Genomic DNA, 13136 nt, shown 5'->3' with positions numbered 1-13136 from the left:
GGCTACCGTCAGGGCCGTCCCACTAACCGCACCCATCGAGGAGCCAACACTGGCTCTGCCATGCCGCGTGCCAATGCGCTGCGTCCGAGTGAGCGCGTCACTGCCGCCAGCCGTGATAAGCAAACCCGCGGTCCTGCGGCACCCGGCCGCTTCAAGTTCTTGCCGCAGAAGGAAATCCTTAGCAAGCGCGTTAAAACCGTCGTTTCTGCGCTGATGGTCGTCCTCGTTATCCTGGGCGGGCGCCTAGCCTGGGTACAGCTCGTGTGGGGCCCGGATCTTGCCGCGAAGGCGGTGGCACAGCGTTCCCGTGTCTACATCGACTCCGCCCGCCGCGGTGAGATTGTTGACCGCAACGGCCAGCGCCTTGCCTACACCATGAAGTCCCGCTCGCTGACCGTTTCCCCGACCCGCTTGCGCGAAGAGCTACGGGAGCAGGAAGAGATTGAGGCAACTGGCGAGGATTCTTTCGACAGCATGGACGAAGCCTCCCGCAACAAGTTCCTAGATGACAAGGTCGAGTCCCGCCTGAAGGAGATGGCTGAGGGCATCCCAGACAAGATCAAGGCCGCGGGCCTTAGCACTGGCGACGTCAATTCCAAGCACATTCTCGATAAGCTCCACGCTGATACGCAGTATGAGGTCTTGGTCCGCAACGTCGATCCTGACGTCGCCGTAAAGATCGCCGAGGAGTACCACGGCTTGGCTGCCGACGAGCAGCAGATCCGCCAGTACCCCAACGGCGCAATTGCCGAAAACGTCATCGGTAAGGTTTCCATGGACGGCCAAGGCCAGTTCGGTTTCGAGGCCTCCGGCGATTCCACACTGACCGGTATCGACGGCAGCTCCACCGAGGACGTTTCCACCAGTGGCCAAGCCATCCCGGGCACCCTGCGCGATCAGGTTCCAGCTACAGACGGCAAGAACGTCACCTTGACCCTCGACCTAGACCTGCAGACCTATGTCCAGCAAAAGCTCGAAAAGGCCCGCGTGAACTCCAAGGCGAAGAACGCCCAAGCAGTCGTTCTCGACGTTGCTACCGGCGAGGTTCTTGCCATGGCTAACACAGGCACCATCGACCCAAACAAGGACATCGAAAAGCAGCTCAAAGAAGACAAGGCCTTCGACAACCGGAGCGTGTCCCACCCTTATGAGCCAGGTTCCGTTGCCAAGGTGATCACCGCCGCTGCCGCATTGCAGGAAGGCGTCACCACTCCGGACGAGGTCCACCAAGTCCCGGGCTCCATCGACATGTCCGGTGTGACCGTCAACGATGCGTGGCAGCACGGCGTCGAGCCGTACACCACTACGGGTATCTTCGGTAAGTCTTCCAACGTCGGTACCCTGATGCTCGCCCAGAAGCTGGGCCAGGAACGCTACGCCAAGTATCTCGAGGCCTTCGGCCTTGGCGAGACCACCGGCATTGAACTGCCAAATGAATCCGCAGGCCTCGTACCGGCTCAGGAACAGTGGTCCGGCGGCACCTTCGCCAACCTGCCCATCGGCCAGGGCCAGTCCTGGACCACCCTGCAATTGGCCAGCGTCTACCAAGCGCTTGCCAACGGCGGCGAGCGCATCGAACCGCGCATTATTTCCTCTATCACCGGCCCAGACGGCGAGAAGGAAAAACTCGACGAGCCGCGCAAGACCCGCGTGGTTAGCGAGGAAACCGCGAAGACCACCGTCGATATGTTCCGCGCCGTGTTCCAGAAGGATCCAAATGGCGTCCAGAACGGCACCGCGGGTGGCAATAACATCGAGGGCTATCAGCTTTCCGGTAAGACGGGCACCGCCCAGAAGGTCGATGAGAAGACCGGCGCCTACTCCAACTCCGCGTACTGGATCACTTTCGCGGGCATCGCGCCTGCCGACGACCCTCGTTTCGTCGTCGCCATCATGCTCGACGAACCGCAGTCGGGCGTCAACGACAACGGTTCCGGCGGCCAGTCTGCTGCGCCGGTGTTCAAGGACATCGCTAGCTGGCTGCTCAACCGCGACAACATTCCACCGTCCAAGCCCGCGCCGGAGCTGACCCTGCGCGCTCAATAAAAACTTCAACGAATACCACACCTTCGCACTACAAAAAGGGGAGAAAGCAATGAGCGTAGACCTAGAAAGCCTCGCTACTATCGGCGGCGGGCGCGTTATCGGTGACGAGACCGTCACTGTTTCCTCCTGCAGTCTCGACTCCAAGGCGATTGCTGCGGGCGGCCTCTTTGCAGCGTTGCCCGGAACCCGCGTGCATGGCGCCCAGTTCGCCGGCGGCACCGAAGCAGCGGCGATCCTCACCGACGAAGCCGGCCTGCAGCACTTGCAGGAAGCAGGGGAGCGCCGCCCGATCATCGTGGTCGAAGACATCCGCGCCGTGCTGGGGCTCATCGCCGCAGAAATCTATGAGCACCCGACGAAGTCGCTGACCGTCATTGCGGTCACCGGCACCTCCGGCAAGACGACCACCAGCTACCTGCTTGAGGCGGGCTTGCTCCACGCTGGCTACAAGGTCGGTCTCATCGGCACCACCGGCACTCGTATCAACCGCACGCCGGTTCCCACCAAGTTGACTACCCCGGAAGCACCGACGCTGCAGGAGCTGTTCGCACGCATGCTCGCGGAGGGGGTTACCCACGTGGTCATGGAGGTTTCCTCCCACGCTCTCGAGCTGGGCCGCGTGCGGGGCACACACTTCAAGATCGGCGGTTTCAGCAACCTCAGCCAAGATCACCTTGACTTCCACCCGACGATGGAGGATTACTTCGAGGCCAAGGCCGCGCTTTTCGGCGGCCCGCAATCCGCCGCCTCCGCCGTTATCTGCGTCGACGATGAGTGGGGCAAGCGCATGCTGGAGCGCGCCGCCGGTAAGCCGCGCACCGTGGTTGCCACCACCGCAGCAGAGCAGGCACAGCAACTGGCCGACGCCGTCGATGCAACTCTGGTCACCGCGACCCAGACCGGCACCGAGGTCACTGGCGAGCAGCATGTGGATATGAACTTCGCAGGCCAGCAGCATTCCTTCGAGCTGCCGATGCCAGGAAGATTTAATATTGCCAACGCCGCCCTGGCCACGGGCATGGCGGCCGCCGTTGGCGTTGACGTCGAGCAGTTCCTGGCCGGCATCGAGCGCGTGGCCGTTCCAGGCCGCATGGAGCGTATCGACCGCGGCCAGGAATTCGTCGCCGTGGTTGACTATGCCCATAAGCCGGCCGCAGTCGCCGCCGTTCTCGATACCCTGCGTGGCCAGCTCGAGGGAACCGATGGGCGCCTCGCGGTGGTCGTCGGCGCCGGAGGCGACCGCGACTCCTCCAAGCGCCCACTGATGGGTGCTGCCGCCGCAGAGCGCGCAGACCTTGTTGTGGTCACCGACGATAATCCGCGCAGCGAGGATCCAGCCACCATCCGCGCGGCCGTCATTGAGGGCGCGCGCGAGGCATCCTCGACCACCGATATCCGCGAGGTCGGCTCCCGTGCCGCCGCCATCGACGAAGCAGTCCGCTGGGCCGCACCTGGCGACGCCGTCATCGTCGTAGGCAAGGGCCACGAGGTCGGCCAAATCATCGGCGATGAGACTGTTCACTTCGACGACCGCGAAGAGCTCGCACGCGCTCTCGACGAAAAGCTAGCCGGCAACGCGCCACAGGAAAATGCGCGGTACGGTGACACTGTGGAAAAGGAACAAGCATGATTGCATTGACCCTTCAAGAAATCGCTGACATCACTGGCGGTCGCCTCGATTGCGTGGAAGATCCTTCCGTGCAGGTGACTGGATTCGTCGAATTCGATTCCCGCAAAGTCACCCCGGGCGGGCTTTTTCTCGCACTGCCGGGTGCTCGTGTAGACGGCCACGATTTTGCAGAAAAAGCAGTCGCATCAGGGGCAGTTGCTGTGCTGGCGGCACGTCCTGTTGGCGTGTCGGCTATTGTCGTTGAGCCGAAGGGCAAGGTCGAAGGCGACGGCGCCAACGCTGACATTTATGCCAACGATGAAGACGGCTCAGCCGCCGCAGTCATCGAGGCTTTGTCCGCACTGGCACGCGCGGTCACGCAGCGCCTAGCTACCGATTCCGCCCTCAACATCGTGGGCGTGACAGGCTCGGCCGGCAAGACCTCCACCAAGGATCTCATCGCCACTATCTTCCGCGCAGCGGGGGAGACCGTCGCGCCTCCGGGCTCTTTTAACAACGAGGTCGGCCTGCCCTATACCGCTCTGCGTTGCGACGAGCACACCGAATACTTGGTGGCTGAGATGTCCGCCCGCGGTATCGGCCACATTCGCCACCTCACTAACATCACCGCACCCAAGGTCGGTGTGGTCTTGAACGTCGGCTCCGCCCATTTGGGTGAGTTCGGCTCCCGCGAGAACATTGCCCAAGCCAAAGGCGAACTCGTCGAGGCCCTACCGAGCGCGAAAGACGGCGGCGTCGCAGTGCTCAACGCGGACGATCCTTTCGTCGCCGGCATGGCGCCGCGCACGGATGCGAAGGTGGTCTACTACTCGGCCGTGGATAAGCAAGGCTCTAATGTGCAGTACTACGCTACGCAGGTCCAGCTTGACGATGTCGCTCGTGCCTCGTTCATGATGCATACCCCAGACGCGCATCCGCTGCCGGTGAAACTGCAGGTTTTCGGCGCGCATCAGGTCTCCAACGCCTTGGCTGCCGCTGCAGCTGCCATCGAGCTGGGACTAAGCGCCGAGCTGGTAGCCAACGCTCTGTCTGGCCACCGCATTGCGTCGGAGCACCGCATGGACGTGCGCAACCGGCGCGATGGTGTCACACTCATCGATGACTCCTACAACGCAAACCCAGACTCCATGCGTGCGGCCATCGCCGCGCTGGCTTATACCGCGGCGGCGCGTCCCGACGCCCGTTCCATCGCCGTGCTCGGCGAGATGGGCGAGCTCGGCGAGGACGCACTCGACTCGCACCGCCAGTTGGGCAGTGAGCTGGCGAAGTACCACGTAGACCATCTGGTGGCCGTGGGCACTAGCGTCAACACGCGGGCGATGGCGGAAGCGGCACAAGCAAAGGGTATAAATACTAGTATCTGTGCCGATGTTGATGAGGCCGCAAAAATTGTTGACGGCCTTCTGCGTACCGCGCCAGTAGGCGTGGACGATTGGCCAAATAGGGACGCCAAAGATGTCGTCCTCGTCAAAGCTTCGAATGCCCAACGCCTGTGGCTCGGTGCAGAAAAGCTCAACCAGAGCTAGCTCACGAATATTAGAAGGAACCCAAGCAAGTGACACAGATCATCATCGCTGGTGTGGTCAGCTTTCTCGTAGCGATTTTCATCACCCCGCTGCTCATCCGTTATTTCTCGGATGTTGGCAAGGGTCAGGAGATCCGTGAGGACGGCCCGAAGTCGCACCTGCGCAAGCGCGGCACCCCGACCATGGGCGGCCTGGCCATTCTGGCAGGTATCACGGTGGGCTACCTGACGGTGGGAATCTACGGGCAGGTGACCGGCCACGGTGGCTTTACCTTCTCCGGAATCTTGGTGTTGGGCTTGACTCTGGGCCTCGGCGGCTTGGGTTTTGCCGATGACTTCATCAAGCTTTTCAAGCAGCGCAACTTGGGCCTAAACAAGACCGCCAAGTTGGTGGGGCAGCTCGCCCTCGCATTGGCTTTTGGCCTGCTCTGCCTGCAGCGCCCGGATGACACTGGCCTGACACCTGGTACCACGAAGCTGTCCTTCGTTCGAGATATTGAGACTTTCGACTTCGCGGTTGGCCCGACCATCGTGGGAACCATCGTGTTCTTGATCTTCATGTACATCTTGATCGCGGCGTGGTCGAACGCCGTGAACCTTACCGATGGTCTGGATGGTCTCGCAGCCGGCACCACCGCGATTGTCATGGGTGCGTATACCATCATGACCTTCTGGCAGTTCCGCAACTCTTGTGCCACCGAGTTCACAGCCGGCTGCTACCAGGTCCGCGACCCGCTGGATCTCGCGGTTCTCACCGCCGCTGGCCTAGGCGGCTGTCTGGGCTTCCTGTGGTGGAACGCGGCACCGGCGAAGATCTTCATGGGCGATACCGGCTCCCTCGCACTCGGTGGCCTCGTCGCAGGCATTTCCGTGACCAGCCGCACCGAGCTGCTGATGATCATCATCGGTGCGCTCTTTGTCATCGAGACCGTCTCCGTTGTTATCCAGATCGTGGTCTTCCGCACCAGCGGTAAGCGTTTCTTCCGTATGGCTCCAATCCACCACCACTTCGAAAACGGTGGCTGGGCAGAGACCGCAGTGGTCGTGCGCTTCTGGTTGATTGCCGCCATGGCGGCTATGGCCGGCGTTGCTATCTTCTACGGCGACTGGCTCGCTGATTCCGGTATCGGGCTGGTGGGCTAGTCATGTCGTCCGCTGCCTTCGATTTTGCTGCCTCCAATTCCGAGGTCTCGCCCGCGGCTCTGCCTGATTCCTTGCGCGGGCGCATCTTGGTCGCCGGCGCGGGCGTGTCCGGCCGCGGCTGTGCGAGCGTACTGCTGCGCCTCGGCGCCGACGTCGTGGTGGCTGATGGCAACGCGGATTCCCGCGCACGCCTGGAGGCCGACCTTTCTGTCACCACAATCGACGCCGCCACTGCCAACCCCGCCGATTACTCCCTCGTTGTTACCTCTCCGGGCTGGGCGCCGTCCTCGCCGCTTTTGCTCGCCGCAGCTGCGGCCGGGGTAGAGGTCATCGGGGATGTCGAGCTGGCCTATCGTCTTGATGCCGCCAGCGTCTTCGGCGCACCGCGCACCTGGCTTGCCGTCACGGGCACCAATGGCAAGACCACAACCACCGGCATGCTGGCCGCAATCATGGCCGCCGATGAGCAGCGCTCCGGAAAGCGCTCCCAAGCCGTCGGAAACATCGGCACCTCGCCATTCGACGCCCTAGCCGCCAGCCCACGCGTGGACGTCCTCGTCGCTGAGCTTTCCTCCTTCCAGCTGCATTGGTCCTCCCAGCTGCGCGCGGAGGTCGGAGTACTTCTCAACCTTGCCGACGACCACCTCGATTGGCACGGTTCCTTCGGTGCCTACGCTGAGGCCAAGGCAAAGGTGCTTGCCGGCGCCCACGCGGTCATCGGCCGCGACGACTCCCAGGTCCGCGAATACGCCGATGCCGCCGCAGAACGCGGCGCGCTTTCTCCAGACACCCACGCTTTTACCCACACCATTCCGAATGATGGGGAAGTAGGCGTCATCGACGGTCAGCTCGTTATTAACAACGTGGCAGGCGTTAGCGCCACCGTCATCGACGATGTCACCGCCCTTCAGCCCTCTGGTATGGCGGGCATTCTCGACGCCGCAGCAGCCGCCTGCGCTGCTTTGCTCGCCGGTGCCGAGCCGGCCTCAATCACCGAAGGCCTCGAAAGCTACACCGTCGCCGGTCACCGCGGCGAGCTAGTGCACCGCCATAACGGCATCGCTTTCATCGACAACTCCAAAGCCACCAATCCCCACGCAGCCGAAGCCGCGATGCGCGGGTTGGACAATGTGGTGTGGGTCGCTGGCGGCCAGCTCAAAGGCGCCGACGTCAGCGATCTTCTCGACGCCCACGCGGAAAGGCTAAAAGCAGCGGTTGTAATGGGCGTCGACAAGCAAGTGCTCTACGACGCCCTCCAGCAGCGTGGAGTTGCCACCACCGTCATCGAATCCACCGATCCCCTAAGGGCAATGGAGGAGGCGGTTACCGTCGCCGTGCAACACGCCGAACCCGGCGATACCGTCCTTTTGGCGCCGGCTGGGGCATCGTTGGATATGTACCAAGGCATGGCACAGCGCGGTGACTTCTTCGCCGCAGCCGCCCAGCGCATCGCACGTTAACCACGCAATTCAGGAGACTCCATGACCGCAACTAGGCCGCAACAACCAGCGTCGAAGACGCTCGGCCAACGCGTGGGCGAAATCCGCCAACACTACCGCGCGCAACCGGGGCTGGATTACCAGCTGCTGCGGATTATCATCTTTTCGCTGATTGGCATTGGCGTGCTCATGGCGTTCTCCGCATCCATGGCGATCTCCTTCACAGAAAACTCCAACGTGTGGACAGATGCCATCCGCCAGTGCCTGCTCGTGGCAGGCGGCCTGATTTTGTTCTGGATTGCGCTGCGGGTTTCTCCTTATACGCTGCGTAAGTTCGTGCCGTGGCTGCTGCTTTTGTCCATCATCTTGCTCATCGCAGTGTTGATTCCTGGCGTGGGTACCGGTCGTGAGACGGTGGGTTCGCAGTCCTGGATTCCGCTGGGCCCTGTGGCTTTCCAGCCTTCTGAGTTCGCACGTGTCACCGTAGCGATGTACGGCGCTTCGGCGCTGGCGGGCAAGCCGCACCGTTCGATGCGTCTTTCTGACCCATTCATGATGTACTCGCTCATCGCGTCTGTGATGTTCGTGCTCATCGTGTTGCAGGGCGATATCGGCATGGCGGCGTCGTTTGCCTTGGTGGTTATCTTCACCTTGCTTTTTGCGGGCGTGAATTGGCGCGTCGCTGCCACCATCATTGGCCTCGGCGCGTTGGGCTTAACCGCAGTCTTTCTGGGCGGCGGCTTCCGTACGCACCGTTTCCACACCTACTTTGATGCTTTCCGCGGCAACATCGAGGACACGCAGGGCACCGGTTTCCAGGCTTACCAGGGCTTCCTTTCGCTTGCCGACGGCGGGTTCTGGGGCGTTGGCCTCGGCCAATCCCGTGCGAAGTGGTTCTACCTGCCGGAGGCGAAGAATGACTTCGTCTTCGCCATCATCGGCGAGGAACTCGGGCTGTGGGGCGGCTTGCTGGTTATCGGCTTGTTTGCCGCACTGGGTTACATCGGGCTGCGTACGGCAAAGAATGCGCAGGATTCTTTCCAGGCGCTGCTGGCCGCCACATTGACGGTCGGCGTTGTTATCCAGGCGTTCATTAACATCGGCTATGTGGTGGGTCTTCTTCCTGTGACGGGCATTCAGCTGCCGATGATTTCCGCAGGCGGCTCCGCAGCGCTTATCACCATCGGTTCGATGGGCGTGCTGTGTAACGTCGCGCGCCATGAGCCGCTGCAGATTTCTGCGATGCAGAACTTCGGCCGTCCGCTGTTCGACCGTCTGTTTTTCATCCCCGAGCCGCAGCTTTTCGACGCCGCCCCGAAGCGTAAGGGAGGCCGCCATGCCTCGCAGCCGCAGAAGAATCGGGGCGGGCGTCGGCCAGCGGAGCGCGAGGAGCGCTTTGGCCGAACGGTGACGAGCCGTGGGCCTAGTGATTACCGCCTGCCGCGGCGCGGCGAGAAGCGGTAGGCCTGGGTGGCGCTGGTAGCCTGTAGGTCATGAATTCCACCCCCATTTCTGTCGTCCTTGCAGGTGGCGGCACCGCAGGCCATATCGAACCAGCGCTCGCAGTGGGTGAAGCGCTCCGGCAGCGTCACGGCGCGAAGTTAACCGCGTTGGGCACCGAGAAGGGACTGGAGCGCGATATCGTTCCCGCCCGCGGGGTGGATCTGCGCATGGTGACCCCTGTTCCGGTTCCGCGCAAGGTGAATGTCGATCTGTTTAAGCTTCCTTTGAACGTTGCAAAGTCGGTAATGCAAACCCGCAAGGTTTTAAAAGACGTTGAGGCTGACGTGGTCTTTGGTACGGGCGGATACGTTTCCGCTTCGGCCTACCTTGCTGCAAAGACTCTAGGCATGCCTTTTTATGTGCTAGAAACCAACGCGCTTTCGGGCATTGCAAATAAGCTTGGAGTGCGTTTGGGCGGAATCGGCTTCAACGCGCACCCGAACTCCGGCATGCCTGGCGAGGTCGTGGGTATCCCAGTGCGCCCAGGAATGGGTCAAGACCCTGACGGTTCTGTGGCTGCGGAGGCCCGTAAGCGCTGGGGGCTGCGCGAGGATATGCCCACCATCGTCATTACCGGTGGCTCGCAGGGCGCAGCCAGCATCAATAAGGCAGTGGCGGGCGCGTTGCCGGAGCTGACCAAGAAGTACCAGGTCCTGCATGCCTACGGCAAGAAGAATGAGGCGCCGGCGCCTGCTCCGAATTACACGCCTCTGCCGTACATCGACGATATGGCCGGCGCCCTTGCCGTAGCTGACTTGATGATTTGCCGCTCAGGCGCGATGACGGTCGCTGAGGTAACCGCTGTCGGCGTTCCTGCCATTTACGTGCCACTGCCAATCGGCAATGGTGAGCAGGCACTGAACTCCCGCGAGCTAGTAGAAGCCGGTGCTGCCGTGCAGATCGCCGACGCCGAACTCAACCCCCAGCGCTTGGTCTCCGAGGTCCGCGGCATTATGGAAGATGACGCTCGCTTAAAGGAAATGCGCGCGGCCGCGGCGACGAACTCTGCTGGCGACGTTGCCAACACCATTGCTGACCGAATCGCAACCACCATCGAGCAAGCGCGCGCCTAAAACCCTCGCGCAAGATCTTTGAAGCTGAAGGAATTTAAAGAAGATGACTGACTCTTATGACCTCACTCGCGTCCACATGGTGGGCATCGGCGGCTCTGGCATGTCTGGCCTGGCGCGCATCCTCGCTTCGCGCGGTGGCGTCGTTACCGGTTCCGACGTTAAGGAGTCCACGCCGGTGGAAATCCTGCGCACGATGGGCGTAAAGATTGCGGTAGGCCACGCGGCAGAAAATGTCGAGCTGGCGGGGGAGAAGCCGACTGTCGTGGTCACTTCCTTCGCAGCCATCCCGCAGGATAACCCGGAGTTGGTCGGCGCCCGCGAGGCCGGTATTCCGGTGATTCGCCGCTCTGACCTTCTCGCCGAGCTGATGGAGGGCCACCAGCAGGTGCTCCTCGCCGGTACGCATGGCAAGACTTCCACCACCTCGATGACTGTTTCTGCAATGCAGCAGGCAGGTCTTGATCCTTCCTTTGCCATTGGCGGCCAGCTCAACCGCGCGGGCACCAACGCCCATGGCGGAACTGGCAACGCCTTTGTTGCCGAGGCCGATGAATCCGATGCTTCCTTGCTGCGCTATAGCCCTGAAGTCGCGGTGATTACCAACATCGAGCCGGACCACCTGGATTTCTTCCACAATGCTGAGGCCTATTACCAAGTCTTCGACGACTTCGCCGATCGTATCGTGCCCGGCGGACATCTCGTCGTCTGCTTGGAGGATGAGCATGCAGCGCAGGCCGGTAAACGCGCCCTTGACCGCGGAATCAACGTTCTTGGCTACGGCAGCGCTCAAGCAGCCGCACAGTATCCGGAGATTCCCTTGGCCGCTGAGGTAGTAGAAGAGCAGGTCTCTGTCATTGGCATGCAAGTCCGTGCACGCGTCACGCTGCCCGGCGGAAAGTCGAAAGAGCTCTCCTATGAGCTGCAGATTCCGGGGCATCACATGGTGCTTAACTCTTTGGCCTCGCTTATCGCGGGCGGCTTGGCCGGCGGCGACCTGGACGATCTCGCGGTGGGCCTTAGTGATTTCACCGGTGTGCGCCGTCGCTTTGAGTATCGCGGCACCGAGCACGAGGTGCGCGTCTTCGATGACTATGCCCACCACCCAACCGAGGTCACCGCAGTCCTCGGTGCTGCCCGCCAAAAGGTAGAGGCAGAAGGCAAGGGGGCGCGCGTTATCGCATGCTTCCAGCCGCACCTGTACTCCCGCACGATGGAATTCGACAAGGAGTTCGCTGCAGCACTCGCGCTTGCCGACGCCGCCGTTGTCCTTGACATCTACGGCGCTCGGGAGCAACCGGTGGAGGGCATTACCTCCCGCATCATCACCGACAAAATGCCGGAAGAGATGAAGGTCATTTTCGAACCGGATTTCTCGGAGGCGGCTCAAGATGTTGTGTCCCTGGTGCGCCCTGGCGATGTCGTACTCACCATCGGCGCGGGTTCAGTCACGATGCTGGCCGCGGAGATCCTCGATGAGCTGAAGGCGCTTAATGACTAAGAAGACAATTGCGGTTTCTGTCACGGGGCTCGTGGCGGTCGTTGTGCTGGCGGCAGTTGCCGTGTGGATGTTTCCTGTGTTCAAGGTTTCTTCCTTCGAGGTACAAGGCATAAGCCACGTCGATGCAGCGCAGGTGGAAGAAGCCAGTGGCGTCGCTAAAGGCGAGAACCTAGTGCGGGTGGATGCCCGTGCAGCGGCGTCGGGAGTCGCACGCTTGCCGTGGGTAAAGTCCGCAACCGTATCGCGCGCATTTCCGTCCACCTTGAGCGTGGAGGTTACAGAACACGAGGCGGTGGCTTTCCGTGATAAGAACAAGCTTATCGACGCCGAGGGTGAAGAATTCGCCGAGGACACCCCTCCGGAGGGCGCAGTGGAAATTACCGGCAGCGCCGAGCCCGGCTCGGAGGAGATGAGTGATGCCGTGGAGGTAGTCGCCGCTTTGCCACAGCCGTTGCGTGCACAGGTGAAGTCTCTCGAGGCTAAAAACGCTTATTCGATGATCTTCCACCTGAAGGATGACCGCAGCGTCTTCTGGGGCGCCTCGGAGGATAACGCCAATAAGGCTTTGGCTTTCGAGACGGTTTTGAAGATGGAAGGCGGGCAGTGGAATATTTCAAACCCCGAATTGGTAACCACGAAATAGCCGTCTGAATTTAACGCCCTGCGCAGAGCCCATCTTGGTCATACAGGTGGGGTGCGTGGGGCGTTTGTGATTTGAAAACCCGCACGTCAGCAACCCTAAACTACAACTTGAGGGTACCGACACGCGGCAAAATGTACGTGAAAAACTACGGCACTTCCATAAAGATGGAAATAACCGCGCGTGAGAAAAAGTCGCGTGCAATAAAAATCCTCGTTTACGCACCAACAGTGAAAGGTGAGCACCCCTCACATGATCTCAACTAGCAATAACCTCGCGGAAATCAAGGTCGTCGGTGTCGGCGGCGGCGGCGTTAACGCCGTGAACCGCATGATCGAAGAAGGTCTGAAGGGCGTTCAGTTCGTCGCGATTAACACTGACTCCCAGGCGCTGATTTTCTCGGATGCTGACACCAAGCTCGATATCGGCCGCGAAGCCACCCGCGGTCTCGGCGCGGGCGCTAACCCGGAGGTTGGCAAGACCTCCGCAGAAGACCACAAGACTGAGATTGAGGATGCCCTGGAAGGCTCGGACATGGTCTTCGTCACCGCCGGCGAGGGTGGCGGCACTGGTACCGGCGCCGCTCCGGTCGTTGCTTCCATCGCGAAAAAGATGGGGGCGCTGACCGTCGGCGTTGTT

Annotated in this window: 9 protein-coding genes and 1 pseudogene; all 10 read left to right on the top strand. The window is 61.4% G+C overall.

Annotated elements, in window-relative coordinates; translation table 11 throughout:
• The first annotated feature begins 213 nt into the window (after positions 1 to 213).
• Positions 214 to 2046, top strand: coding sequence for a peptidoglycan D,D-transpeptidase FtsI family protein (locus HMPREF2724_RS04515; protein WP_061923698.1), 1833 nt, complete (start codon positions 214 to 216; stop codon positions 2044 to 2046).
• A 49-nt stretch (positions 2047 to 2095) separates the two neighbouring features.
• Positions 2096 to 3676, top strand: coding sequence for a UDP-N-acetylmuramoyl-L-alanyl-D-glutamate--2,6-diaminopimelate ligase (locus HMPREF2724_RS04510; RefSeq protein WP_070587345.1), 1581 nt, complete (start codon positions 2096 to 2098; stop codon positions 3674 to 3676).
• Positions 3673 to 5202 (top strand): UDP-N-acetylmuramoyl-tripeptide--D-alanyl-D-alanine ligase, encoded by a 1530-nt coding sequence (murF, locus tag HMPREF2724_RS04505; protein ID WP_070587343.1) that lies wholly within the window; start codon positions 3673 to 3675, stop codon positions 5200 to 5202. The genes HMPREF2724_RS04510 and murF overlap by 4 nt, the downstream gene beginning before the upstream one ends.
• A 29-nt stretch (positions 5203 to 5231) precedes the next feature.
• Positions 5232 to 6344, top strand: a complete 1113-nt coding sequence (gene mraY, locus HMPREF2724_RS04500; protein WP_061923494.1) for a phospho-N-acetylmuramoyl-pentapeptide-transferase — start codon at positions 5232 to 5234, stop codon at positions 6342 to 6344.
• Positions 6345 to 6346: 2 nt separating this feature from the next.
• Entirely contained in the window at positions 6347 to 7804 is a 1458-nt protein-coding gene (gene murD, locus HMPREF2724_RS04495) for a UDP-N-acetylmuramoyl-L-alanine--D-glutamate ligase (protein WP_061923491.1), read from the top strand.
• Between the two features lie 21 nt (positions 7805 to 7825).
• On the top strand, positions 7826 to 9247 hold the full coding sequence (locus tag HMPREF2724_RS04490) for an FtsW/RodA/SpoVE family cell cycle protein (protein WP_061923488.1): 1422 nt from the start codon (positions 7826 to 7828) through the stop codon (positions 9245 to 9247).
• Positions 9248 to 9276: 29 nt separating this feature from the next.
• The gene (gene murG, locus HMPREF2724_RS04485) at positions 9277 to 10359 is read left to right on the top strand and encodes an undecaprenyldiphospho-muramoylpentapeptide beta-N-acetylglucosaminyltransferase (protein WP_070587341.1); all 1083 of its coding nucleotides are present in this window, start codon (positions 9277 to 9279) and stop codon (positions 10357 to 10359) included.
• 43 nt (positions 10360 to 10402) lie between these two features.
• Positions 10403 to 11857 carry a UDP-N-acetylmuramate--L-alanine ligase gene (murC, locus tag HMPREF2724_RS04480; protein ID WP_061923482.1) on the top strand — a complete coding sequence of 485 codons (1455 nt, stop codon included), beginning with the start codon at positions 10403 to 10405 and terminating at the stop codon, positions 11855 to 11857.
• Positions 11850 to 12500, top strand: coding sequence for a cell division protein FtsQ/DivIB (locus HMPREF2724_RS04475; protein WP_061923477.1), 651 nt, complete (start codon positions 11850 to 11852; stop codon positions 12498 to 12500). Before murC ends, HMPREF2724_RS04475 begins: the two co-directional genes overlap by 8 nt.
• A 249-nt stretch (positions 12501 to 12749) precedes the next feature.
• A pseudogene (locus tag HMPREF2724_RS04470) lies at positions 12750 to 13136 on the top strand (cell division protein FtsZ); the annotation flags it as partial.

The sequence above is a fragment of the Corynebacterium sp. HMSC071F07 genome, assembly GCF_001810285.1.
Taxonomy (GTDB): Bacteria; Actinomycetota; Actinomycetes; order Mycobacteriales; family Mycobacteriaceae; genus Corynebacterium; species Corynebacterium simulans.
This window is presented reverse-complemented; position numbering and strand designations above follow the sequence as displayed.

What these genes read in the sequence shown, in the direction of transcription:
- murG (WP_070587341.1), top strand. Translation starts at nt 9,277, where the DNA reads ATGAATTCCACCCCCATTTCTGTCGTCCTTGCAGGTGGCGGCACCGCA.
- HMPREF2724_RS04475 (WP_061923477.1), top strand. Translation starts at nt 11,850, where the DNA reads ATGACTAAGAAGACAATTGCGGTTTCTGTCACGGGGCTCGTGGCGGTC.
- HMPREF2724_RS04510 (WP_070587345.1), top strand. Translation starts at nt 2,096, where the DNA reads ATGAGCGTAGACCTAGAAAGCCTCGCTACTATCGGCGGCGGGCGCGTT.
- murD (WP_061923491.1), top strand. Translation starts at nt 6,347, where the DNA reads ATGTCGTCCGCTGCCTTCGATTTTGCTGCCTCCAATTCCGAGGTCTCG.
- HMPREF2724_RS04490 (WP_061923488.1), top strand. Translation starts at nt 7,826, where the DNA reads ATGACCGCAACTAGGCCGCAACAACCAGCGTCGAAGACGCTCGGCCAA.
- murC (WP_061923482.1), top strand. Translation starts at nt 10,403, where the DNA reads ATGACTGACTCTTATGACCTCACTCGCGTCCACATGGTGGGCATCGGC.
- HMPREF2724_RS04515 (WP_061923698.1), top strand. Translation starts at nt 214, where the DNA reads ATGGTCGTCCTCGTTATCCTGGGCGGGCGCCTAGCCTGGGTACAGCTC.
- murF (WP_070587343.1), top strand. Translation starts at nt 3,673, where the DNA reads ATGATTGCATTGACCCTTCAAGAAATCGCTGACATCACTGGCGGTCGC.